The organism is Sphingobium sp. GW821-FHT02B05, from assembly GCF_059421905.1.
In genome coordinates, this window is record NZ_JBWKVW010000005.1 from 141207 (window position 1) to 164528 (window position 23322).

A 23322-nucleotide genomic window follows, 5' to 3' on the forward strand; every position below is an offset into this window, starting at 1 on the left:
CCCTGCTTGCTGGTGCGCTCTTATGAACCAAGAGCCGGGCAGATGGACTTTCCGTCAGATCGTATCGATTTTTTTGCGAGACAGGCGGATGGCGTCGGGTGTGACCGTGACCGTCACATCGAGCGAGGCGGCCAGCGTGCGGGCAAACCCCGCCGGATTGTCGATGCGAAACAGGCCGATCAACTTTTCGTTGGCGAGGCTTTCATCGACGATGACGAGCTGCTGCGCATTGTAGCGGTTAAAGCGGACCACGGCGTCACGCAGTGTGTCGCCTTCCAGCGCGATTTCCCCCATGCGCCATGCGAGCCCGCGCTCGATCGCCTGTGGCGCATTGCCGGTGACGGGCACCAGTGCGCCGGCCTCGAAGGTAGCGAAATCGCCTGCCTTGAGGATTGTCATCGACCCGCCACCATCCTTCGCCCATGTCGCGACGGTGCCTTCGGTGACGGCAATCTGTACGCCCTTGTCGGTGCGGCTGACGGAAAAGGCAGTGCCGATCGCGCGCGCCTGTGCCAGACCTGCATCGACGATGAAGGGGCGACGGCGATCCTTGGAGACCTGAAACCAGGCCTGCCCCCTAGCGAGCGTGATGCGGCGCGCTTCGTCACCCAGCGCGACGTGCAAATCGCTGTCGCTGTCGATCGTCGCCACCGATCCGTCGCCAAGCGGCAAGCGGCGGATTTCACCCCGTTCGGTCGCAACATGCTGCCCCATCCATCGGGACAGGCCAAGGCCGCCCGCAAGCACAGCCGCAATGCTGCCTCCCAGCCCGGCCGCTAGCCATGTGCGGCGGGTCCAGAAGGGGGCGTTGGAAGAGTGATCGGCATCAGCGACCAGCGCGTCGTCCATACAGGAAAGAGCGGCCTGCGCTCGCAGCAGCGCGCCTGCGTGTCGCGGGTCCAGCGCCAGCCAAGCGTCGAACGCTGCCTGCTGATCGGGATCGAGCGGATAGCGCATGGCCCAGCGCGCCGCCATATCCTCAACGCTGCCTGACATGCGCGCCTCCCGTTGCTTCGGGTTGACCCTGTTCCGTATCCGCCTGCGTCATGTGCCTCAGAAGCGTGCGCAGACCCCGGCTCGCCTCATTCTCCACAATCGTCTCGCTTATGCCCAATGCCTGCGCAATCGCCTTCTGGCTCTTCCCCTCGATCCGGCGCATGATGAAGATGCTGCGCGCGCGATCGGAGAGCGTAGCGAGCGCCGCCTGCACCCGGCCCAACTCCTGCCTCGCCTGCGCCACGCGCTCGGGCGTCAGAAAATCGGCCTCAGCCTCCATCGTCGCGGCAAGAGGATCGATCCGCACGACCCGCGCCCGCTCGCGCTGACGACGCACGATATTGCGCGCCATGATGAAAAGATAGGCACGGGGCGCGGTGATGTGGGACACGTCGTGCAACTGGGCGAGGCGGCAATAGCATTCCTGCACAACATCCTCCACATCTGCGGCGGCAACGACCTGTCGCCGCAACCAGATGCGCAGGTCGCGTTCATGGGGCAATATCTCTCGCCCAACCCATCGCGCCAATGCCTCGCGTTCCGTGTTCTTTCTCCTCTCTCAGGTCAAAGAGACGCGGCAGAGCATTTTCCGTCATAGATTCTTTTTTACCGCTTTCTAGCGGCAACATCATCACCATAAGGCAGGTCGAATAGCGTTTATTGAGCATGGAAGCGCCTACTTGAACGACCCTTTGCTGCCCTTCAGCCATCGATTTTCCGTTCCCAGCTGCGGTCGGTCTGCTTTCTCATTCTGGATGCCCAAAACGAGGCCGCACGCCGAATGGCGGCTTCGATCGACAACGTAAGGATACAGGTCCCACTGTGACCGCAACGCGAGGCACGGCGATGTCACTTCCCGGCGATCTCAAACGAGGTCCACCCAACTTTTTTCTGACCGTTGCCGCCGATGCCGAGCTTGTTATCAGTGTCTATCGTTTTGAAGACTTCCCAGTTGCGCTCGTCTAGCCACAGCCGATAATCTGCGGTGCCCGATCTTCGGATTCAGGCATGTCTTCCTCCGTTACATCTTTCTCGACCAGACCGCGCAAAGCCCGGCCGCGATCGAGCCAAGCCAAGGCAACCTGCGCGCGCAGCAGTACGATGTAGTGCGGCGGATCGGCCGCCAGCCACGCCTTATAGTCGGTCTGAAATGAGGTCACCGGCATCGAGCCGGATCGCCCAGCGTGCCGCGCCGTTATAGATGCGCACGCCGCCTTTTCCGCAGCGCCTAAGCCGTTCAATTTGATACGAAATGATTGACGCGGCCAGAATCAGCCTCGCAGCGCGCCGATGTTTTGATTATGTTCTTCTCGATGCCGAAACGTCACCATTATGTCCCGGTCACTTATCTGAAAAATTTCTGCGATGGCTCGGGGCAGCTGCAGGTCTTCCGCAAGGACGATTCTGCCCGGCCCTTCCGGCAGCGCCCGGAGTCGACCGGCTTCGAGCGCTATTATTATTCGCAGTTCGACGATGAGGGTACGCGCGACGACGATCGACTCGAGGCGATCTTCAGCGAGATCGAGACGAAGTGGCCGACAATCGTCACAGCCCTCGCCAACCGCGAGGCGATGTTTGAAGCCGCGCCGCATATCATCACCTTCCTCGGCCTCATGCGCGTGCGGGTGCCGGCGTTCCGCGATCCCGCCGAGCTGCACCTCGGCCACTCGGTGCACACACAGGCGCTGCTCATGCACGCCGCCGGGAAGCTGCCGCCGCTCCCCGAGGGCTTCCCGGACCTGATGGAGAAGATCCAGGTCACCATCGACCCGCAAAAATCGCTCGAGATGATGGCGCACGCGCTCAACGACATGGGCAAGCTGTTCGCCACGCTCAGCTTCGATGTGCTGCACAACGCGTCCGATCACGCGTTCCTCACCAGCGACAATCCGGTGATCTATTATGACCCGCGCGTCCCGACGCCGGCGATGCGACCCTATAATATTGCGCAGGAAGCCGGCCGGATCGAGCTGCTGTTTCCGGTGACGACCCGGATGGTCCTGCGCGGTCGCAGCCGTCCGCGCCGGCCGGACATCGGCCACCGCACGATCACCGACCGCAAGGCGGTTGCCAGGATCAACCGGCTGATCTGCCGCTTCGGCTACCACACGATCTTCGCGTCCGATACGCGCGAAGCGTCGCTGATCGCGGGCACCGCTGCGCTGTCGCCGGTGGCACAGCTCGACCGCGTGCCGGCGCCCGAAGGCGGCTATTATGCGTTCGGTCAGTTGATTTTCGGCCCGCGTCCCGACAAGCCGAAGTGGGACGGACCACGCGAGTGCGAACGGAAGTCGGCGGCGCCGGAAGCCCCTGCCGATGAACCGGAGGCGATGCCATGACGGTCTCGAAGCGGCACCATTATACGCCGCGCTATTATCTCAAGCGGTTCGAGACCGAGGCCGGCGCGCTGTGGCGGCTCGACAGCGAGACGGGGAAGATCACCAAGGGCAATCATGAGCGCTTCGGGTTCAAGAAGCGCTGGAACAGCTTGCGCAATCCACCGCCCGGCTATGCGCCGGACTGGGCGGAGAAGCAGATCGCGGTGATCGATGGTATGGCGTCGAAGGTCATCACGGAGATTCTCGAGGGTCAGTTCCCGGCCGATATCCGCAAGCTCGCCATGGCGATTTCGTTCATGCACCATAACCAGCCTCGATTGCGGCGCGAGCTGGAGACGGTCCATCCCGACAAGGTCGGCCATTGGAGCGAGGATTATTGGCTTGTGGTCCGGCTGAAGACCGCACTCGACAATTGGGAGAGCTATGTTCCGCTCTATTATGCGCTCAACGTGATCCCGCCGGGCAGCGACCAACGGTTCCTGACCTCCAGCAATCCGTTGATCGACTTCACCAACAAGCCGACGATGCTGCTGCCGCTGTCGAGCCGCCATTGCCTGTTTCTGTCGAACGACCCCGCGCACCGGAATTTCGGACCGGTGACTCGCAAGCCGGACGCGGACGAGATCGCCGGCATCAATCGCATGACGATCAAGAACGCCTGGCAGTATCTCTATTCATCCACCGAAAGCTTCGCCGAATAGCGACGCCCAGCTCCGACCATTTCGCAGGACCGCAAATCATTCCTCGCTCAGATCGAAGCCGTCGGGCGCGGGTTCGAGATAGACATCTCGTGGCTGGTCCTGGCCGAACAATTTGCCGTCGCGCTTTTTCTTCCACGCCTCGATGCGGCGTTCGATCGGCCGGTTGAGCGAATAGCCGAACCGGTCGAGCAGCGGGCCTTCCACATAGTCTCCGGTCCACAACACCATGCGGGCATCGGCGATCTTGGCGAGCAAGGTGCCATAACGCCAGAAGTCGACGCGGTCGCCGGTCTCGGCGAGGCGCTGATACCAGATGCGTGACCAGCGGTTGCGATCATAGGCGAACCGCGCTGCCTCGGCGGCCCGCCCGACCATTCCGCCATGATTGTCGAACCGCGCGATCGTCGCGCCGGCGGTCTCGCTCTCATCGGCGAAGCCAAGGATCGTCAGCGCCCGAGAGGTGGCGACGGGATGGCCGGTCGCGATCTCGCGCGTTGCATAATCTTCCAGCCAGGATTGCCGTCCGGCATGGCAGGCGGCGAGCACTTCACTTGCCAGCGCGTGGTCACTCGAACAGCGCGCGAGCCGGTCGCGACGCAACGCCTCCATCGCGCCAGAATCCTCGCTGTGCCAGATATCCCAGGTCATCAGCGGGATCGAACCCGCCGAACGCGTGATGCGGACAAAGGCCTCGTGGCCAGCGCAACGGCGGAACAGCGCGACGGCGAGATCCGGGTCTGCGGTGGACAGCGCCCGGGCGACGCGAGAGGCGAGATTGGCGATGCGCGGCAACCGGCTGGTCGGGACATCGAGCAACTGCCTGGCAATGGCCTGAAGCGCGGCGAGGTCGGTTTCGGCGATCGCGCGCATCGCATTCGAGCCGATATCGCGCAGGATCAGCTCGGCACCGCTTTTGGTGAGCGTAGCTTCGAACGCCTGGAAGCGATCCCACCCGGCCTTCTGGCGCGCGGCGAACGCCTCGTCGCTTTCGTTGATCCGGGCGAAGCGCTGGTCATCCGGCAAATCGGCGTCGTCATCCTCGAGCGAGAAGCGGGCGACGGCGTCGGCATCGGCAGTGTCACTCAACGAAACGCGCGGTGGCCGGAACGGCATCACCGCTTCGAGCACGCGCGCGGTGGCCTGACCGATCAGGCTGGCGAGTGACGTACCGACGGCGGCGGCACCAAGCTTTTCCGCTGCCGCGCCATAGCGATCGGGGCTGATACGCGCGACGGCTTCGGCTCCGCTCAACAGGCCCCGCTTCGCCGCGGCGATGATCATCGACGAGCCATGCCAGCGTTCGTAGAAATGCTCGCGCGGGTGATGGGTCGCGGCACTCCAGCCGCTCGCCACGAAGGCGATAAGCTGTGCGTCGTCGGGATGCTCCGCCGATATCTGGAGCGCGAGACCGCGAACCGACCCTTTGGGATGATCGGTCAACAACCGGATTTTCGCGAGTGTCTCCCGGCTGATCGGTGAGTCCGACCCGCGCACGAACGCCAGCGCCATCAGCAGCCGATGCTCCTCGCTCGAGGCAGTCGCGTGGTCGACCAGCCGATCGACCATGTCGGCGCTCGCCGGATGAAACACGCTGTCGAGCTGGACCAGCGGCGGTCCGTGTTCGGGCAGATCGATGAGCGCCTGGACCTGGGCGTCGCCGTCGAGATGGGCGAAGGCGGTGACCAGAAGATATTGCGAAACGACCCAGTCCTTGGTGTCGGCATCCCCTACCGGCTCCTTGGGATGGGACAGCGCGGCGGCACGCGCGGCCATTGCCTCGACTGTATCCGGCTCGATAAGCACGGTGGCACTGCCAAGCAACGGAACGCCGAGCGTCGCGATATTGCTCGGGCGCTCGAGCATGTCGCTGACCACGGCCCGGTTGATCGCGACGACGTTATCGGGTGCGAAGCGTGCGAGACCCGGTGCGGCGTCGCTCAGGAAGTGCTCATGCTCGCCGGTCCAGCGGTTCCTGACCAGGGCCTTGGGATCGAGCGCCCCCATGCGCTCGGCGGTGTCATCGATCATGTCGGGTCGTTCGGAGGCTGGATCACACGGATCGGTCGCACAATAGCGCTCGACCAGCCGCCAGCCCTGAAAATGCTCCCATTCGGGCATCAGCGCATTGGCGATGATCTCCGCACGGCTGCCATCGTCGGCATCGCCGGTGGCCCGCAGGATCGAGACCAGCGCCCATTGGCCGGTACGCGAGGCATCGGCGGCGGTGAAGCAGGCGGCGGCCGCGAGCAGCGCCTCGCGCGTTTCGAACCAGTCGATCCGGTTATGCTGGACGACGAAGGCGAAGTCCTTCCACGGCACATGATAGCCACCGTTGATCGAGCGGGCGAACGCCCAGCACATCAGCCCGTCGGCGAAATCGAGCAGCGGCATGCCGGCCAGGATCGCGAAGATATCCTCGCTAAGCGCGGTTCCATCGACGCGATCGTCGCGGGTCATCCGCGCGAGGATCGCGCGCTCGCACGGCGTCATGTCGCCAAGCCGGGTCGCGATCTTGGTTTCGGTCTCCGCCTTTGCTTCGGCGCGCTTCGTGGCATCGCGTTCGCCCGGCATAAGGCCATGCGCAGCGTTGAGCGAATAGATGCGCAGCCATGCATCGAGCCGCGCCGCGATGATCCCCCAGGCTGCCCGGTCGGCGCGCGCACGGCGCAGCGCATCGACCAGCCATTCTTTGTGCTGGACATGGGGCTCGCCGATGGCCAGCGCGAACAGCGCATCGAGCGCCGCCGCCGGAATGTTGCGGACAATGCCACAATAAGCGGGATAGCTGTCCTCATCGGCATTTTGTTGCATCGCGTGACGCGCCAGCAAGGCGGCACCGATTGCCGGACTGACTTCGGCGTCGACGCTGGCGATGAGCGCTGCGGCGAACAGGACATGGGTCACGAGGTCGAGCGCGGCGACCGGCTCGATTATTTCGGCGAGGCGCTCGGTGACTGACCGGGCATTGCGCTCGGCCTTCTGAAGCTCGCGGATCGTCGCGATGGCGAGCGCATAGACGAGGCCGTCCTCGGTCAGCTGGTAGAGGGCGCTATCGCCCTCGACCCCGACAAAGAAACGCTCCTCGACCACTGGCAAGAGGTCGCGCGGCAGATCGAAGCGCGGCGCATCTGCGAAGTCATAATGGGCGAAGATCAGCCGGTCGTCGGTGACCTGACCCTCGATCCGTTCGCGGATCAGCCGGGCGTGATCGGCGAGCAGGGTCTTGAACTGCCAGGGCGTCTCGCCGTCGGCGGGGTCGCTGGCATGAGTGCGGACATGCTCGAACAACAGCCGTTCGATGCTGAGTTCCTCGGCGACGCCGATCTGCGCCGTGCCGAGGAGCTCGAGCGCGATCCCCAGGATACGCGGATTGCGCAGCGATGACCGGACCCGCTTGGCGATTTGTGTGGGTGCGATCCCATGCGCGGCGAGTGCAGCATTGAGTTCGGCATCGGTAAAGTCACCAAGCGTGATCGTGCGCCGCGGTACGGTGAAACGGTCGTCGATCCGCTTGAAATAGCGCGCCCGGCTGGTGACGATCACGCATCCGCCGATCGTTGCGACGTAGCCAGTCAGGCGCGACAGCCAAGGTGCCCAGTCGGTCCGCGCGCGCTCGTTCAGCCCGTCGATCACCAGCAGCAGCCGTGGCGCGGTCGCGGGCCGTGCGCGCCATCGTGCAAGGCGCTTTGCCCAGCGATCGAGGCTCGCGCTTGTTGGCACCCCGTCCGAATGCTCGATCAACTGGCGTGCGACAAGTTCCTGGGGCGCGCAGGTCATTGCGGCGACCGCTTCGGCCGCCGTTAGAAAGATCAGGAACGGGGCATCCGCCAGAGCGAGCCAGGCTTGCGCAACGAGCCAGGATTTGCCGCAGCCCTGGTCGCCGGTCACAGCGATGATCCCCGGGACCGGCGGCGCTGTCAGAATTGTATCGAGCTCGACGCGTCGCGCTCGATCTATCGGTGCAAGAGCGTGGCTGGCCGCAGGCGCCAGTGGTTGTCCGAAACGATGCCGGGCCTCGTCTGTCCTCGCGAAGAGCCGCCCATAGGTAGCATGATTGGCGGCGCGGGCCGTTGCGAGACCGAGCAACGGATCGGCCAGCCTATTGCGGAGGTCGGTGGCACGCGCGGCAAAACCCGGCGCTGCTGCCAGCGCCTTGAGCGCAGCCAGCAATGCGGCCCGGTCGATGCCAGTCTGACTATGACGGTCGATGAAATCGGCGCAGGTGTCCGGTGCCATGGCGCACAGCAAGGCTAGCGGTGGCAGCGATGTGTTGGCCGGCCAGTCGAGCACCAGCAGACTGGTCTCGACCTTGGCGAAGGCGGCGCGCAGGGTCGTGACAATCTGAGCGGACGCGCCGACGGTCGCGCCGAGGATCCAGAGATCGGGCGGATCGGCGCTGGCAAGCACCTCGGTCGCCTTGTTGTTGACCACTGATTTGGTGAGCTTCGACGTGTAGAGTTTGGCCTCGAACGCAATCGATCCGTCAACCCCGTCACCGCGACCATCCTGGCCGTCCTGGCTTCCCGAAACGGCCAGCCGGAACGGCAAGTGGGTCACGGCGCCGAGCAGCGCCGCCATCAGGCCTTCGAACCCATTGTCGCCACTGTCCTTGAGCGTGAGAATCGCTCCCTTGATCTGCCCCGCGGGCGTCAGAACCTTCGATACCGCCATAATGGTCAGGCCTTGGTTGCAGCTTTGGGACGACGGCGCAGGACTTTGGGAGATGTCAGTGCCGCCGGCACGGCAGGTGCGGCCGCTGATACCGGTGCTGGCGGCGGTGGATTGAGCAGCAGCTTCACATCCTTGCAGCCGAGATCGAGCGCGCGCGCCACGAACGCGTTCCAACTGGCCGGCAAGATATGGGTGCTGAGGCCCTTAGGTGCCGGGTCGGGCAAGGGTGTACCCTGGCCCGCCTGATGCCTGAACAGCACGGCGTGCGGGTTTGGGAGAAAGATGAAGCCAAACGTCTCGTTGCCGTTGGGCTGGGTCTCGATGAAACCGAGCAGCTGGAGCCGGCGCATGCGCTCCAGCAGGGTCCGCCGACCTCGTTGGCCGCTGAAGCCGGCGGCGAAGGTGAGGTCATCGGGCTTATTGAACCGCAGGAAGGCGTTGTTCGCCCAGGTGTAGGACCAGAGCGCTTCATAGGTGGAGGCGAGCGGATGGTCCTTCGACATCTCGTCAAGTATGCGGCAGACATAGGGCATGGTCTTGGGAGTGATAACGAACCCGCCACTTGTCTTGTGCGCCCAGAGCCGGTCGGCGGCGTCGGTCCAGAGCGTGTCGCGAAGCGCATTCTCGCTGTCGGCGATTGCTTTGCGGGTCTGGGGTGAGGTTGCCATCAAATATCTCCTGCTTGGGCGGCCGGGGCCGGGCTTTGGACACCCGGCCTGCAGTCTCCGCCATCATGGTCCCTGGTGGAGGGGGACCGACATCGACTATCCTGGCCATCATAGACAAAAGCGCTGCGAAGTCGCCGACCGAGTCCAGGAAACAGCCCCTCTCATTGCATGATTTACGGCAAACTCATATAGTGAGTTCGACCGTTTCCAGCCAATCTATGACCCTGAATCGCATGCTCATGCGTCCCCCTCCCTCCATCTGCACCGGGAATCCGTGCGTTATGGCGAAGCGCACTGTCTTCACATGGTTTCCCCTGTGCTCGATGTCCTCAACTGGTCCTCACGTTCTCACGGGGGAATTCCAAAAGGGGGTTTGTCAGTCCGGTAAACCAATCGCTCGAAAAGGATGTTATGGTGGCCCACCAGTGACGAAGGGACATTACCCCCATTGGCGCAGAGGAATATCGCTGACAACGACGCGGTTCTCTGGTTGCTGGACCCCGTTCATGCGTAAAGCTTCCACCAGCGCACAACGGCATGTCTCGGCGTGCAGCGCGGGGCCGATGATGATTGTGTGTATCAGACGGTCCAAGGTCAATTTGGGCATGTTCATCCCCGGCTGGTTGACCAGCGGCAGCTCGTAGATGAGCTGCGGGGTGCCACGGATGGTGACCAGTCTTTCGGTGACCGAGGCCGAGGCGTAATCGAACGGAAGGTGGATGACGCGCCATTCGCGTTCCTCGCCGAAGCCAACATGCTTGGTCGACAGGATCGCAAAATCGAGTGCCGAAGCGACGGCGTTGAACGCGACGTCGGCCGAGACGCCGTTCAGAAGATGCGGTCCCGCCTCCAGCTTTGCGATCACCGCTTCGAATTGCGGCGCGAACACCTGAGTGCCGCCATAGAGGACGGGGCTTGCGAACGACATCAGGTTGATCTGGGCATCATCGAAAATTTCGGTGTTGAAGATGATCGCCGCTCCCGCCGTCGGCCCACCATATGCCCGCCACATCGATAGGCGACCGAGCCGATCGGTTTCGTCATGCTCGCTGAGCGACACCATGAAGATGCGATCCCGCGGCCGTTGCCGCGACGCAGCCACGCGGTCGCGGACGCGCTTCGCCAAGCCAGCGTGCCCTCTGTCCAGCACGGTCCAGAAGCGCTGGCCTAGGTCGGTGTCGAGGCAGGCTGCCAGGATAGCGCGGCCATGCTCGATTTCGGAATGATCGTTCATGACCGCGGCGCTGCGCAGCCAAATCTTCTTGCCGGTCAGGATGTTCAGCGCGTTTTCGGCGCTCGTGTAGTGGGCGAGCTTCTTTCCCGGACTGCCAAGTTCGGCGGTGCGCGAGAGCGCATAGCCGAACAGGGCGTCGGAGAGTGCCATATAGTTTGGATCGATTTGCATCTTTGTGACATAGCATCGCGACCTCGTACAAACAGCCCGCGCGGAGAGCGCGCTATTAGATTGTCGCTCTTGTGGGGAGCTCGTCCGAAACTATCTCGGCAATGATCATCACCAATATTCGGGGGACACTTGCAGATCATGACCGGAGCCGCTTCCGACGATCATAAGCCTGCGGTTTCGATGACGGCCGATCGGCCGCGAACGCGGCTGGTCGAAGATGAACTCGGTTATTGCAACTTTGCCGAGGCCATTGCCGCGGGGCTTATGTCGCGGGCCGGCGATGACGGGCTTGTGATTGCAATCCATGGCAAATGGGGCAGCGGCAAGACGTCGGCGGTCAACATGGTGGTCGACGCGCTCGAGAAGGGCGAAGGCGCGCTCGATCAGGACGCGAAAACGATTATCGTGCGGTTCAACCCTTGGTGGTTTTCCGAACAGAAGGACCTGACGCGGGCATTTTTCGGTGAGCTGAACGCATCGATCGGCCAAAAGCTCTCGAGGGGCGTGCGCGATGGGCTTCGCCTGATCGCCAGGAAAGTGACGGGCGCGACAGATTTGGTCTCGGCGGCCCTTGCCTTCACGCCGGTCGGCGGCCTCGCCAAGCCGGTGGCTGATGCGATTAAGGCTGCGGGTGAGGAAATTCCCGAGGAGCGCAGCCTCGAGGATGTCCGTGACACGCTTGCCGACGCGCTGCGGGCAGAGAAGCGCAATATCGTGGTCATCATCGACGACGTTGATCGTCTGGTCGCTGATGAGGTCCGTCAGATCTTTAGGCTGGTGAAGTCGGTCGCCGACCTGCCGCGAGTTACCTATCTGCTGGTGTTCGATCGCGACATTGCGGTGCGGGCGCTCGAGCGGCCGTCGGACCCGGATGGGCCGGAATGGCTTGAGAAGATCGTCCAAGCCTCGTTCGACCTGCCGCCGGTAGCGCAGACCGATCTAAATCGCCTTTTCCTGCAGCGTCTCAGTGCCATCGTGGGCGACGAGCCGGTGCCGGATGTCGTGCGATGGGGCAATATTCTCCACGGTGCGGTGGCACCCTGGCTGCGCACGGCGCGCGATGTCGGGCGCTTGGCTAATGCGATCGCTATGGCGTGGCCGGCCGTCAAAGGGGAAGTCGATGTGTCGGACTTCGTCGCGATCGAGACGATGCGGCTGTTCGAGCCGGCGCTGTATCATTTCATCCGGAACCATCCCGATGAGTTGACCGGTGCCGAGCCTCAGCAAGGGCGGCAGGAAGACCGGCAGGCATTCGGCGACCAGTTGCTGGCGACGGTCGACGGAAGCCGCCGGGCGCGCGTCAAGCGCGCGCTGCCCTATGTGTTCCCCAGTCTCGACGCCATTTTCGCAAATACGTGGCACGGCGGTGACTGGCGCAAGATCGAGCGGGATCGCCGAGCCTCTTCCAAGCGGCGGTTCCCGGTCTATTTCAACCTCGGCCTGGGTGACGGCATCATCGCGAGTGCGGAACTCGACGCTCTGCGCGCGACATATGACGATCCTGGGAAGACGCGGGACATGATCAAGACCTATGTCGCCGCCGAGCGCCGGACCGGCGGCACTCGCGCGAGTGTTCTGCTCAACACCCTGATGGCGCAGGCAGGGGATGTGCCTGAATCACAAGCCAAGCGGACGGCGCGCGCGCTGCTGGCGGCGGCCGACCTGTTCTTCAATCCCGTTGATGGTTGGCGCACGCCCGAGGATCTGCCGGTGCGCTGGGCGATCTCTTTCGCAATTGAGCCGGTGCTTGAGAAGCTCAGCCCCGATCAGCGGGCGGCTTTGCTGGGGGAGGCGATCGATGGCCCTTCGCTCAACTTCGCGACCTATATGGTCACTTCGATGAGTGTTGAACATGGCCGGGCCGGAGACAAGGAGGCGAAGCCGGAGGATGAGCGCGGCCTGTCGCTCGAGGCGGTCGTCGATCTCGAACAGCGACTTGCCGCAAGGCTTGCGCGCGATGCGCAGTCGGGCGCCTTGCAGGAGTTCGACGACGCGGCCGGTATGATGTGGGCATGGGCGCGGCTGACGAGCGTCGAGACCGTGCACGACTGGATCTCAGAGCATTTCGACGAGCCGGGCTTCGCACCCTGGCTGATGCGCACCTTCACGGGCGAAGGAACATCCTTCTCCTTTGGCGACATGGTGAGCCAGCGGACCTATACCGTGAATCGGGCGAGCCTATCTGAACTGCTCGATGTCGATCGCCTTCAGGTCATTGCCGAAGCGATGGTTGCGGATGGCGTGGATGCGGACAGCGCTGCCGAGCATTTCCTGATCGGATTGAAGGGACGCGACTAACAGCGCCACGGCATCAAGTTTGCCGCGCCTGCGGAAATCCTTCTCCCGCGCATCTAGCTCCAAAAGATCCGGCAGCTACCGACCAGGGTTCAGGGCGATCAATGGTAACCGACGATGACCTTGCGCAGTCTTCTGTCGAGTTGCGGGAACCGATGACTGCGGCTCGAGCGACTGGCTAGAGCATCATCATCCACGTTTCAGGGGCCCCGCTCATTGCTCATTGCGAAGGGCGCCCGTTACCCTCTTGAAGCGACATCCGTGGCTAAGCGGCTCCGTCAGCTTTCGGGATCGGATCGCAGTGGCTCGAATGACCGAAAATGGGGCGCATTGCAGCCAAAGCACTGACGGCAATCTGTATATCGGGAGCGTCAGCTTTCTTGGGCTATGTGCTCTGAAGCGGACCGAGCGCAAAGTCCCAGTCCTTGCCGAAAGTCAGACTGGCCGACCCGCCCTTCCACCCGAAATAGAATACAGCCTGGGCCGCGCTCATTGCTGTGCGGTTGGTCCGCCACAGCGCCTCCAAGAGCAGGCTCAGCTCATATCTCGATGTTCCGCCACTATCGAGATCGCGCGACGAAAATGCCAGCAGACCCGCTTTTCACTTATGCCAAACCCGCGCGACACCTGCGCCACGGTCATTCTGCGGCCAACCACTACCGCAAGGACAGCCCGCGTCAACGGCGGCATCTGCGCCGAGGCTTCCCTTACCCGCGCGCCTGCCTCGCCGCCTCCCAGACCGATCGGTTCGGCTATGTCGCCCGTACCGCATCGCGCAAGATATCGGTCGATCCGCGCGGCACAGCGCTCGTCGCCAGCCAGGTTTCGTAACTCAACAAGGGCATAAGCGAGAAACCGGCTGGCATGGTGGAAGATGGACATGACGGATATTCCTCGAAAGAGATTTTTATCCCTTTCCAATCCTCCCCTCCCCTTCGGCACGTCCGGATGGCGCAGTTGATAGAGGTGTCGCCGCCGTGATGCCCGATCCAGCAGCATGTGCCTGAACCACTCTCAGCATCATGTCTCCCACCCATTCCACACCCCCATCACCAGCCCATCCTTGCGGCAGCGATCGCAGCCCCAAGGGCGGGGATCGGCGCAGCCGAGCCCGGCCTGCGCGGCGGCACGCCGCGCAGGCAAGAGCGCGATGACCGCACAGCGGGCAGCCGCCCACCTTCTCTCTTTCCCCTCAATTCTCTCAGCTCGATTTCCCAAAACGTCACAGATCCACTCTTTAGGGTTGCGCTCACCAGACATTCCGGCACATTGGGACCGCTTTCGGAAAAAGCCCGGAAGTGGGGCGTGGAAACCTCTTTCTTGCAGCTCGGTCACAGTTTCACTGGGGCCGGGTGGCATGCGCGCATGTCCAGCCGGCAACGGTAAAGGCGCATGCGCCTGCCGCAAGACAGGTTTCCAACATCCGGCTTTGGCCGTCGCCCCGAGTGGACATAGGTGCGACGAATGGGCCAAGGCGAGCGCGAAGGTCGAAGGATCGATCTTCAAATCACGAGCAACGACAGCGGCGAGCGCTTCAGTTTCTCCGATTTCTACCGACGTGAAAAACCGCGCCTGTTGCGCTTCTTCAACCGACAGCTTGGCAACACGGCGGACGCCGACGACCTTAGCCAGGAAACGTTGACGCGTTTCGTGCGCGCGGCCCCTCACCCAGACCTGCACAGCCCCCGCGCCTATCTGACACGAATAGCCACCAATCTCTTACGTAATCATGCAGCGCGAGGCTCAACGCAGCTATCGCGCCGATCGACCGAACTGGACGAGGGCTATCATGGCACCTCCCACCTCGACCCCCACCGCGAGTTGCAAGCACGCCAGGAACTTGCCCATTGGACGGCGATCCTCCAACAACTCCCGCCGAGAACGCTGGAAATTTTTCTTCTCAATCGGGTCGAAGGCTTTAGCTACCGTCAGATCGCGAATGATCTCGAGGAGCCCCTTTGGGTCATTCAGAAACATATGCTGAAGGCCATTCGCCTGATCACCGCCCACAAGGAGGCGGACAATGACTGACGTCAACGAGCAAATCACGCCGCAGGACAAGCAGGCCGCCGAGATCTGGGTGCTGCGCATGCTGGACGAGCCCGACCTCCATGCCGAGGCCCTTGCAGACTGGATCGCTGAGAAACCGACCCGGCAGGCCCTCTACACCGACTTCATGGACGACGTTCAGGCCGCCGGACATGCGGCTGCGAGCTTCCAAACCCACGCACAACCCTCTCGCCAGCGGCAACGCCCCTGGTGGACCAAGCCGACGCTGGTACTGGCCGCGGCATCCATCCTGGGCCTCCTGGCTTCGGCCTCCATGGTCTTGCGGAGCCCATCGAAAGTCGCCCCGCCGCTGGCCGAAGCCAGGCCCACGTCGACCTTTGTCACAAGGCTGGGCGAGGTGCGAACTGTCCACCTTGCTGACGGAAGCCGCGCGATCCTCGATACCGACACGGTCCTCGGGGTATCCATGGCAGCCGATAGCAGGACTATCAGCCTCAAGCGCGGCCGGGCCCGCTTCATCGTCGCTCATGACAGCGGACGCCCCTTCTATGTTCGGGCGGGCGGCATTCAGGTGCGGGCCACCGGCACCGTCTTTGATGTTCTGTTTCGCAACACTGTCGCGGTGCATCTCATAGAAGGCGGCGTCGTGGTCCAGGTTTTGGCCAACGCCGCACTGCCGCCAAAGACCATTGCACTCAAGCCCGGTCAGATCCTGGCGCTGCGCCATGGACAAAGGCCGCAATCTGTTGTCATGCCTGCGCGCAGGTCAGACCAGCAGTGGATGAGCGGCGTGAAGAGCTTCGACAATGTGCCGATTAGGGAAGTGATCGCGGAAGCGAACAGCTATAGCGATACAAAGATCGAACTCGCCCCGATCAGCCTTGGCGAGCGAGAGATTTTCGGGGAGATCGACATCAGGGATATCGAGCGGGTCGCCGAAGCGATCAGCGGCTATCTTAATCTTCCCATCGATCGGTCGCAAAAGCACAGGCTGATCCTCGCCTCTAAAAAATAATCTCGCGCCGTTAGCTTCAAATCCCTCATGCCCTGTCTTTCCCGACCGAACCTCAAAAAGAGGCGGCTTGAAAGATGGGGGCAGACATGGGTTTGGCTAGGAACGCACTTTTCGGCAGCGCCGCACTGTGCATAGGCGCGGCTGCGATGCCAGCGGCGGCGCAGGATGCAAAGCGCCACTACGAGTTGCCCGCGCAGTCGCTGGGCGAAGGCCTGCGCGCAATCGCCCAGGCTAACGACTATCAACTGGTCGCAGACCCGAAAACCCTGGATGGCCGCCGTTCGCCAGCACTCAAGGGCGAATTCACTCTGGAAGAAGCCGTCTCTGCCCTTCTGGCGCGATCGGGTCTCGAGGCCGAGGTCAGGGGGCAAACCATCATCCTGCGGGGGCGAGTTGCACCGTCGCGCTCGGAAGAGATAGACGGCGCGGCGGACAATCAGCTGTTCGTAACAGGCTCGCGCATACGGGGCGCGCAACCGACCTCTCCCGTCATCGCCACCTCCCGCGAGAAAATTCGTGAACTAGGACATAGCGACCTTGGATCCTACGTCCGCAATATTCCGCAGAATTTCAGCGGCGGCCAAAATCCTGGTGTCATCTCCAGCCTGCAGACCGGATCCGAAAACACAACCTCATCGTCAGCCCTTAACCTTCGGGGCCTCGGTGCCGATGCGACGCTGACTTTGCTCAATGGCCATCGGGTCGCCTATGATGCAGTAAGCCAGGGGATCGACATTTCCGCCATCCCGCTGGCCGCCGTCGAACGTGTCGAGGTCGTCGCTGACGGATCGTCCGCGTTGTACGGTTCAGACGCCGTGGGCGGCGTCGCCAACATCCTGCTCCGGCGCGATTATGACGGCCTTTTGACCACAGCGCGCTTCGGTGCCGCAACCGACGGCGGCGACGTGCAGCATCAGTTCAGTGCCGTTACGGGACGCCGTTGGTCCGGTGGCGGGTTCATGATCGCGGGCGACTATAATAAAGCGACAGACATCATGGCTTCGCAGCGCTCCTATATGCGTTCGCGTCAGCGCAGCATGACTCTCCTGCCCTCGCAGCGTCAGGTCAGCGCGGTCCTTGCTGCGCATCAGGCGTTGGGCGATGTAGTCCAATTCGAGATCGACGCGCATTATAATCGGCATAAGTCGGTTGCCGCCCTGCCCTTCACCGCGACGGGCGATGTGACGCAGCTCGGGACGATCAGCCGCCCCGATATTGAGGGCTACTCGATCAGCCCTGCGGTAAAGTTCAAGCTGCCCGGAGGCTGGAATGTCGATGCGCGGGCCACACGCGCCATCAGCGACAGTCGTATCGTTGCCGAGATTTACTCAGGGGGCTCGCGCGCTGCCGTCAACCATGTAGGCTATAAGAATGACCTTTGGTCGACTGAAATCAGCGGCGAAGGGCCGCTTTTTGCTCTGCCAGGCGGCGACGCCCGCCTCGCACTTGGGGCGGGGCTTAGATCCAATGGACTAGAAGCCTCGATCCAGCGCGTCACCACCGCAGCGACCACATCCCTGCTGCGCTATACCGACGCCCAGACTGCCACCTATGCCTATGGCGAGATATTTCTGCCTGTGATCGCAGATGGCAACGATATAGCCTTCATCAATTCGCTGCAGCTGTCAGGTGCAGTGCGTTATGAGCGCTATGACGAGGTCGGTGGCCTTGCGACGCCGAAGATCGGCGTCAACTATCAACCGATCCGTGATCTCATTCTGAAGGCGACCTGGGGGAAATCCTTCAAAGCCCCTACCCTCAGCCAGCAAAACACCGTCCGGCAAGGCGCTCTGCTCGCCCCCGACTTCTACCTGCCCGCGCCGCCCACCGGCCAAAACGTTTTGCAGATCAGCGGCGGCAGTCGGGATCTGGAGCCTGAAAAGGCGACCACCCTGACGCTGACCGCCGAGGTCAAACCGCATAGCATCCCGGGCCTGCGGATCGAAGGCAGCTATTTCAACGTCCGCTACAAGAACCGTGTCATCCGGCCAATTGCGGACAGTACACAGGCATTCAGGCCGGAATATGCCGACCTAATTCTGCTTAATCCCACGCTTGAACAGGTGCTGGCGGCGACCGCTTCCTTGCCCTTGGGCGTCCAGAACCAGACCGCCGGCGCATACGACCCGGCAAACCTCGCCGCTATCATCTTCAACCAGCTTCAGAACGCCGCCGAGCAGCATATCCGGGGCGTCGATGCTGCGGCCTCTTATGAATTTTCGGCGGGCGGCAGCGCGTTCAATCTCGAAGCAAATGCTAGTTATCTCAAAAGCGATCAGAAGCTGAGTGCAGGACAGCCGACCATCATTCGGGCGGGCACAATCTTCAATCCGCCACATTGGCGGGCACGTGCAAGCGCCAGTTGGCGGCGTGGCAGCGTTGGTGCAACACTGGCCTATAATTATACCGGCGGCACCGACGACAATCGGACCACGACTGTCTACAAAGTCTCCGGCTTCCACAGTGCGGATGCAACGGTCAGTTGGCAACCCCACGGCAGTGGCCTTGGCAGCGGCTGGTCCTTCCTGCTTGCGGCACAGAATCTCCTTAATGAGAAGCCATCAAGGATCGCTTCGAGTGCGACCAACCCGACCTATGACGCCACCAACTATTCCGCGATAGGTCGCCTCGTCAGTCTGACCGTGTCCAAGGCTTGGTAATGCTCATTTCCCTTGTCCTGAGCATTGCCGGGGCAGGTGCGGCCGCAGTCCCGGCCGCACCTGCGAAGCAGGATTGCGCTGAATTTCTGAAGCCGCGCGATCCGTCATCCATACGTCGGCCCATTGAGGGTCGAGACCTTATCGAGCTGCTCGACATCGGTCCCATTTCCCAAATGGAATCCGGGCCCTTCTATGCGGTGTCGCCCGACCGGACCATGATCGCGGTCAGCATACGCCGGGCGAGCGTGACCGACGACGATTATTGCACGGGTATTATCCTCATTGAGCCAGATGGCACTCCGACCATCATCGACGCAGGTCGAGGCGCTTCTTTTTTTCGCTTCGACGAGTTTTACGGGAAGAGCGGCTTTCCGACGGGAGTAACGAAGCTGATTACCCCGCGCTGGTCATCTGACGGCCAGTGGCTCGCCTATCTCAAATCGGTCGAGGGGCACCTTGGTCTTTGGGTGTGGGAAAAAAGGTCAAAAATAGCCCGGCCATTAAGCAGCGCGGCGGAAGACGTCGTGAATTTCCGTTTCGCCCCTGACGGCGATAGCATCGTCTATCAAGCGAGAGACGACAGGCGGCAGCAATCGGCGATCAGGAACGAGGCGAAGTCAGGCTTCCGGTTCGACGATCGCTATTTCCCATTTGCATCCAGCCTTCCCTTTCCTGCTGGTGTGCCGCTCTATCATTATCGGACAATCCGTATGAAGGAAGGGGTAATTCACGTCGCGAGCGAGGCTGAACGAAAGCAGCTTCTGACAGATGACGTAAAGGGCAGAGATCCTACGGGTGGCCGTGCACTGACCGTCGAAGATGAATCCGGCATCGAGCGAATTGCCATTGATGTTGCCGGCAAGGTGCAGCGCTGTGAAAGCCTGCTATGCTCCGCTATCGACGGCAAGCCATGGCTCTCCGCCAGCGGAGATGTCCGGTTCGTGCGTCGGGAGGGCTGGGCCAGCAACGAAATGGCGATCTACGAATGGTCTGCCGGTAGCAAGGAACCCCGGCGGCGTTATTCCACCCCGGACCTGCTCCTGAACTGCGGACCGATAGGCGAGGATGTGCTATGCGGCCGAGAGAGTTCGAGGCAGCCGCGCCATCTTGACCGTATTGCACTCAGTTCCGGGAAGAGCTGGACGGTTTTTGATCCCAACCCTTCCTTTCAGCGCTTGGCCCTCGGCCGAACGGAGCGGCTGCGTTGGAAGAATGACCAGGGGGTCGAATGTTTCGGAGATCTTGTCTACCCTCCCGATTACAGGCCGAAACACCGCTATCCGCTGATAGTCGTCCAATATGAAAGCCGGGGATTTCTGAGGGGCGGTACGGGTGACGAATATCCCATTCAGCTGTTCGCGCGCGCGGGCTATCTTGTCCTCAGCATTCAGCGGCCCCGGTCGCCGCTGTTCGGAAAAGGCCTCTCGGCTACAGAGCGGCAGCGCCGACAGAATGAAGGCTTTCTCGAACGTCGCAGCATCATGTCGGCAATCGAAATCAAGGTGAGGCAACTCATCGATGCCGGCTTGGCTCACCCAGAACAGATCGGGATTACTGGCCTGAGCGATGGATCTACAACCGTTCAATATGCGGCACTGCACAGCAGCCTCTTCAGCGCTGCTGCTGTCAGCGGATGCTGCTGGGAACCCTCCCAGACCTGGCTGCTTGGCCCGTCGATCCAGGCCACCTACGAGCGTTTTGGGTGGCCCAAGTCACCAGACGATAAATCAGCCATGTGGGCGGATATTTCGCTATCCCGCAACGCCGGCCGTGTTGCCTTTCCCCTTCTCGTGCAAGCGGCGGATGGAGAATATCTGGTGGCACTCGAAGCTGTTCGTGCGTTGCGCGCGATCGGCAGCCCGGTTGATCTCTTTGTCTACCCTAATGAGCTCCATATCAAACGGCATCCAGCGCACCGGGCCAGCGTCTACCAGCGCAATCTTTCTTGGTTCGATTTCTGGCTTCGAGGAAAAAAGCCGGCATCCGGCGATCCGGAGGCTGCCGAGGTCGATCGATGGGCGCAAATGCAACAAGGCTGGAAGAAGTTGAAAGAGCAAGCCTCGGTGTCGCGTCGGGCGAATGGAGGCTGAGGGACTGCCCTCAGCCTCCCAATCCCTGCCAATGCGAGATCCACGCTTCAAGATCGAGGAGCATGAGCAGGCGGACATAGGCCCGCCCTGTGACCGGGCCTTTGGGGATAGCCGCTTCGATAAGCTCTGGATCGACAAACCCCCGACGTACGAGGGCGCCGTCCAGAAGCCTCTCTCTCACCTCACTCTCCTTGCTTGCGACCACTGCCATGGCAAATCCACTCGGACTGCCTTTGCGACGACGGTCGCGCACAACCGGGGGCAGCGCGTCCGCATAAGCCCTGCGGACTACCGCCCGATCGCGTCCGCCTTCCAGCATTCTCCAGGTTGGAATGCTGAGCGCGAGCTCGACCACGGGTTGCGACATGAGGGGATTTATCATGGGCAGACCGAACGGCCGCATATAGCCCTCTAGATGATTTTGCACCTTAAGGAGGTGCGCGACATGGCCGACCTTGCCAGGTCTGCCCCTTGGCTGACTGTCGAGCCAGTCATGCGCCGCCCGGCGCGCTGTGACGTCCGCTGCCAGATCGGCGTTGAGCATCGAAATGTCCTGAGGCCAGACATAAGGGCGACGCACCACGGCAAGAAACTTCACTGTTTCGCGCAATGCGGAGGCCCGGCTCGTCTGGGTAACATCGCATATATTCCCGAATGTCCGCAAAGCTTGCAGCCCTGGACCCTGGCCATAGAGGACATCGAAGAGGGGCCGGAGGGACGCGCTGTTGTAAAATATGCTGTCGCCGCCATTGCCGGTAAATACAGCGTCCGCTCCGATGCCGTCGGCGGCGCGGACAACAGCGGCATGATAGGCCGTTTCGTGGATCGTGCCGATCGGCTTTGGAAAATGTCGGGATACGGATTGTGATAGATCGGCGTCTGCCAAATCAAAATAGGGCTCGTGCAAGGCCACACCGACATGCGCTGACATAGCGCGCGCATAGTCTCGCTCGTCTCCGAGCCTGTCTTGTGTGACAAGGGTTATGCATTGCTGATCGACGTTGGCCCTCGCTAGGGCCGCGACGACGACGGAAGAGTCCAGGCCGCCCGAAAGGGTGGAAATTACCTGCTGCGTAATGGATGCCCACGACGCAGTGCAGTGATCCACCGCGCGCCTCAGCCGGTCCGCCATGTCTACGCCATCCCACCAGTCGGGTTCGCCAATATAGTCCCAAGGGGACCAAAAGCACATCGGATCGCTTGGCCGCGCTCCAAGCTTGATAGAGGTCCCGGCCAACAATTCGTGCAAGCCTTCAATCGCGGTCCGTGTGGACGGAAGATCCTTGGCAGTGAGATAGCGCGGCATTTCCGTCCAGGCGATGCGTGGCCGCAAGAGACCCACGCGAACAAGCGCCTCTGCATCAGAAGCTATAGCCCATCCCGTCGATGTCGCCATGAAATAGCATGGCATCGCGCCGCCTGGATCGCGGATCAGCTCGAGCCCCTCGTTCCGCGCCAACACTGCGATGAAGCCGCCCCAATAGTGGTCGCGCAAGGTTTTGAGTGGCTCCGGACCGTCCAGCTCTTCTGTCCACTGATGGTCGTTGTGATCGATCCGCTTCGCTGCACCATGGCGCGGGAAAACGGTTCCGATCGCCACGCCCTTTCCGCCGGGAAGCCGAAGCGCCTCGCCCTCGACGTTCATGAGGATCAGACAATGATGTTCGGCCAATGAGACGTGGAAAGGAAATGTCTCCTGCAGCCTGGAGGCTAGCTGCGGCAGCGACGCCCCGGATCGATCGACCAGGATGAGATAGCGCAAGAGCGTCATAGGGCGAGGATCGGCTCGAACGTGCGGATATTCTCTATCCGGTCATTAAGAACATAGTCGCCGGCCTGAACCCAGCAATGGGCTGAGAAAGGCGCGGCGCAAACGCCCAAGATGAGCTGCGGCTTGTAGCCCAATGACCCGGCAACACGCATGAACGCGATCGAGTTTGTGAGGCAATGACCGCTTCTGGGTCGCAAATGCGACGATGCGAAGAAGGCGGCAACCAATGGCTGCCAGCGCGGTTCGGCTTCAGGCGCAGCAGCGTCCCTCGTAGCAGCAGCGCGTTGGTCGATCCCTTGCAGTACCTCGGCCAGCGCTTTGGTGCGAAGCGCGCTCGCAGCGCGAATTTGCGCTATAACGAATTTAGCTATGAGGCGCAGGCTTGGCTTCAGCGCGCCTGAGACCATTTCCTGGTTCGCTACCACTATTACTGGCGCAATGAATTCAGCTTGGAGTTCCGCCTCAACCAGAATGCCGGCATTAACAAGTGCGCTAAGCTGAGGACCTGTCGACCCATCAGCCACCAGGGCCTGAAAGGCGAGGTCCCAGTCGTGCTGGAGGCCAAAATATCGATCAGCCTCGACATCCAGGAAGATCGAACGACCCCCCGTGATACAGAAGGCAAGTCCCTGCCTAATCCGATATCCCATAGCGAAGCTCTCGATGATATGGTGCCACCCGCTCGGAAAGGCGCGCGCCAC

Annotated in this window: 17 protein-coding genes; 7 read left to right on the forward strand and 10 right to left on the reverse strand. The window is 62.0% G+C overall.

Features of this window, described 5'->3' with window-relative positions:
• Positions 1 to 54: 54 nt before the first annotated feature.
• The 4 genes from AC07UX_RS16015 to AC07UX_RS16030 all read right to left on the reverse strand — a co-directional run bounded on the left by AC07UX_RS16015 (position 55) and on the right by AC07UX_RS16030 (position 2156).
• Complete coding sequence (locus tag AC07UX_RS16015) at positions 55 to 996, reverse strand: FecR family protein (protein WP_495192983.1); 942 nt, start codon at positions 994 to 996, stop codon at positions 55 to 57.
• On the reverse strand, positions 980 to 1498 hold the full coding sequence (locus tag AC07UX_RS16020) for an RNA polymerase sigma factor (RefSeq protein WP_495192984.1): 519 nt from the start codon (positions 1496 to 1498) through the stop codon (positions 980 to 982). The genes AC07UX_RS16015 and AC07UX_RS16020 overlap by 17 nt, the downstream gene beginning before the upstream one ends.
• Positions 1488 to 1706 carry a hypothetical protein gene (locus AC07UX_RS16025; RefSeq protein ID WP_495192985.1) on the reverse strand — a complete coding sequence of 73 codons (219 nt, stop codon included), beginning with the start codon at positions 1704 to 1706 and terminating at the stop codon, positions 1488 to 1490. The genes AC07UX_RS16020 and AC07UX_RS16025 overlap by 11 nt, the downstream gene beginning before the upstream one ends.
• 252 nt (positions 1707 to 1958) lie before the next feature.
• The gene (locus AC07UX_RS16030) at positions 1959 to 2156 is read right to left on the reverse strand and encodes a hypothetical protein (protein WP_495192986.1); all 198 of its coding nucleotides are present in this window, start codon (positions 2154 to 2156) and stop codon (positions 1959 to 1961) included.
• A 141-nt stretch (positions 2157 to 2297) separates the two neighbouring features.
• Between AC07UX_RS16030 and AC07UX_RS16035 the strand changes: the two genes are divergently transcribed.
• Both AC07UX_RS16035 and AC07UX_RS16040 read left to right on the forward strand, forming a co-directional pair.
• Positions 2298 to 3335, forward strand: coding sequence for a DUF4238 domain-containing protein (locus AC07UX_RS16035; protein ID WP_495192987.1), 1038 nt, complete (start codon positions 2298 to 2300; stop codon positions 3333 to 3335).
• Entirely contained in the window at positions 3332 to 4036 is a 705-nt protein-coding gene (locus AC07UX_RS16040) for a DUF4238 domain-containing protein (RefSeq protein WP_495192988.1), read from the forward strand. The genes AC07UX_RS16035 and AC07UX_RS16040 overlap by 4 nt, the downstream gene beginning before the upstream one ends.
• Before the next feature lie 36 nt (positions 4037 to 4072).
• Here the strand turns inward: AC07UX_RS16040 and AC07UX_RS16045 are convergent, their stop codons facing one another.
• The 3 genes from AC07UX_RS16045 to AC07UX_RS16055 form a co-directional block, all read right to left on the reverse strand.
• Entirely contained in the window at positions 4073 to 8707 is a 4635-nt protein-coding gene (locus AC07UX_RS16045) for an NACHT domain-containing protein (protein WP_495192989.1), read from the reverse strand.
• Positions 8708 to 8712: 5 nt separating this feature from the next.
• Positions 8713 to 9375 carry a hypothetical protein gene (locus tag AC07UX_RS16050; protein WP_495192990.1) on the reverse strand — a complete coding sequence of 221 codons (663 nt, stop codon included), beginning with the start codon at positions 9373 to 9375 and terminating at the stop codon, positions 8713 to 8715.
• A gap of 439 nt (positions 9376 to 9814) precedes the next feature.
• Positions 9815 to 10780 carry a DUF2971 domain-containing protein gene (locus AC07UX_RS16055; RefSeq protein WP_495192991.1) on the reverse strand — a complete coding sequence of 322 codons (966 nt, stop codon included), beginning with the start codon at positions 10778 to 10780 and terminating at the stop codon, positions 9815 to 9817.
• A gap of 138 nt (positions 10781 to 10918) precedes the next feature.
• Between AC07UX_RS16055 and AC07UX_RS16060 the strand changes: the two genes are divergently transcribed.
• Positions 10919 to 13078: a KAP family P-loop NTPase fold protein gene (locus AC07UX_RS16060; protein ID WP_495193021.1), complete on the forward strand. Its 2160-nt coding sequence runs from the start codon at positions 10919 to 10921 to the stop codon at positions 13076 to 13078.
• A 531-nt stretch (positions 13079 to 13609) separates the two neighbouring features.
• On the opposite strand, the gene AC07UX_RS16065 is transcribed toward AC07UX_RS16060, so the two are convergent.
• A complete protein-coding gene (locus AC07UX_RS16065; RefSeq protein ID WP_495192992.1) occupies positions 13610 to 14074 on the reverse strand; it encodes a sigma factor-like helix-turn-helix DNA-binding protein in 465 nt (154 codons plus the stop codon).
• A gap of 465 nt (positions 14075 to 14539) precedes the next feature.
• On the opposite strand from AC07UX_RS16065, the gene AC07UX_RS16070 reads away from it, so the two are divergent.
• The 4 genes from AC07UX_RS16070 (at position 14540) to AC07UX_RS16085 (ending at position 20850) form a co-directional block, all read left to right on the forward strand.
• Positions 14540 to 15106: an RNA polymerase sigma factor gene (locus AC07UX_RS16070; protein WP_495192993.1), complete on the forward strand. Its 567-nt coding sequence runs from the start codon at positions 14540 to 14542 to the stop codon at positions 15104 to 15106.
• Positions 15099 to 16100, forward strand: a complete 1002-nt coding sequence (locus AC07UX_RS16075) for a FecR family protein (protein ID WP_495192994.1) — start codon at positions 15099 to 15101, stop codon at positions 16098 to 16100. The genes AC07UX_RS16070 and AC07UX_RS16075 overlap by 8 nt, the downstream gene beginning before the upstream one ends.
• A 74-nt stretch (positions 16101 to 16174) precedes the next feature.
• Positions 16175 to 18760, forward strand: coding sequence for a TonB-dependent receptor domain-containing protein (locus AC07UX_RS16080; protein WP_495192995.1), 2586 nt, complete (start codon positions 16175 to 16177; stop codon positions 18758 to 18760).
• Complete coding sequence (locus AC07UX_RS16085) at positions 18760 to 20850, forward strand: Atxe2 family lasso peptide isopeptidase (RefSeq protein ID WP_495192996.1); 2091 nt, start codon at positions 18760 to 18762, stop codon at positions 20848 to 20850. The genes AC07UX_RS16080 and AC07UX_RS16085 overlap by 1 nt, the downstream gene beginning before the upstream one ends.
• A gap of 10 nt (positions 20851 to 20860) precedes the next feature.
• Here the strand turns inward: AC07UX_RS16085 and AC07UX_RS16090 are convergent, their stop codons facing one another.
• Both AC07UX_RS16090 and AC07UX_RS16095 read right to left on the reverse strand, forming a co-directional pair.
• Complete coding sequence (locus AC07UX_RS16090; RefSeq protein WP_495192997.1) at positions 20861 to 22621, reverse strand: asparagine synthase-related protein; 1761 nt, start codon at positions 22619 to 22621, stop codon at positions 20861 to 20863.
• Positions 22618 to 23322, reverse strand: a complete 705-nt coding sequence (locus tag AC07UX_RS16095) for a lasso peptide biosynthesis B2 protein (RefSeq protein ID WP_495192998.1) — start codon at positions 23320 to 23322, stop codon at positions 22618 to 22620. Before AC07UX_RS16095 ends, AC07UX_RS16090 begins: the two co-directional genes overlap by 4 nt.

Coding starts and splice junctions, on each gene's coding strand:
- AC07UX_RS16015 (WP_495192983.1), bottom strand. CDS start 996: ATGTCAGGCAGCGTTGAGGATATGGCGGCGCGCTGGGCCATGCGCTAT.
- AC07UX_RS16075 (WP_495192994.1), top strand. CDS start 15,099: ATGACTGACGTCAACGAGCAAATCACGCCGCAGGACAAGCAGGCCGCC.
- AC07UX_RS16080 (WP_495192995.1), top strand. CDS start 16,175: ATGGGGGCAGACATGGGTTTGGCTAGGAACGCACTTTTCGGCAGCGCC.
- AC07UX_RS16055 (WP_495192991.1), bottom strand. CDS start 10,780: ATGCAAATCGATCCAAACTATATGGCACTCTCCGACGCCCTGTTCGGC.
- AC07UX_RS16090 (WP_495192997.1), bottom strand. CDS start 22,621: ATGACGCTCTTGCGCTATCTCATCCTGGTCGATCGATCCGGGGCGTCG.
- AC07UX_RS16025 (WP_495192985.1), bottom strand. CDS start 1,706: ATGGCTGAAGGGCAGCAAAGGGTCGTTCAAGTAGGCGCTTCCATGCTC.
- AC07UX_RS16050 (WP_495192990.1), bottom strand. CDS start 9,375: ATGGCAACCTCACCCCAGACCCGCAAAGCAATCGCCGACAGCGAGAAT.
- AC07UX_RS16035 (WP_495192987.1), top strand. CDS start 2,298: ATGTTCTTCTCGATGCCGAAACGTCACCATTATGTCCCGGTCACTTAT.
- AC07UX_RS16040 (WP_495192988.1), top strand. CDS start 3,332: ATGACGGTCTCGAAGCGGCACCATTATACGCCGCGCTATTATCTCAAG.
- AC07UX_RS16070 (WP_495192993.1), top strand. CDS start 14,540: ATGGGCCAAGGCGAGCGCGAAGGTCGAAGGATCGATCTTCAAATCACG.
- AC07UX_RS16065 (WP_495192992.1), bottom strand. CDS start 14,074: ATGCTGCTGGATCGGGCATCACGGCGGCGACACCTCTATCAACTGCGC.
- AC07UX_RS16060 (WP_495193021.1), top strand. CDS start 10,919: ATGACCGGAGCCGCTTCCGACGATCATAAGCCTGCGGTTTCGATGACG.
- AC07UX_RS16045 (WP_495192989.1), bottom strand. CDS start 8,707: ATGGCGGTATCGAAGGTTCTGACGCCCGCGGGGCAGATCAAGGGAGCG.
- AC07UX_RS16085 (WP_495192996.1), top strand. CDS start 18,760: ATGCTCATTTCCCTTGTCCTGAGCATTGCCGGGGCAGGTGCGGCCGCA.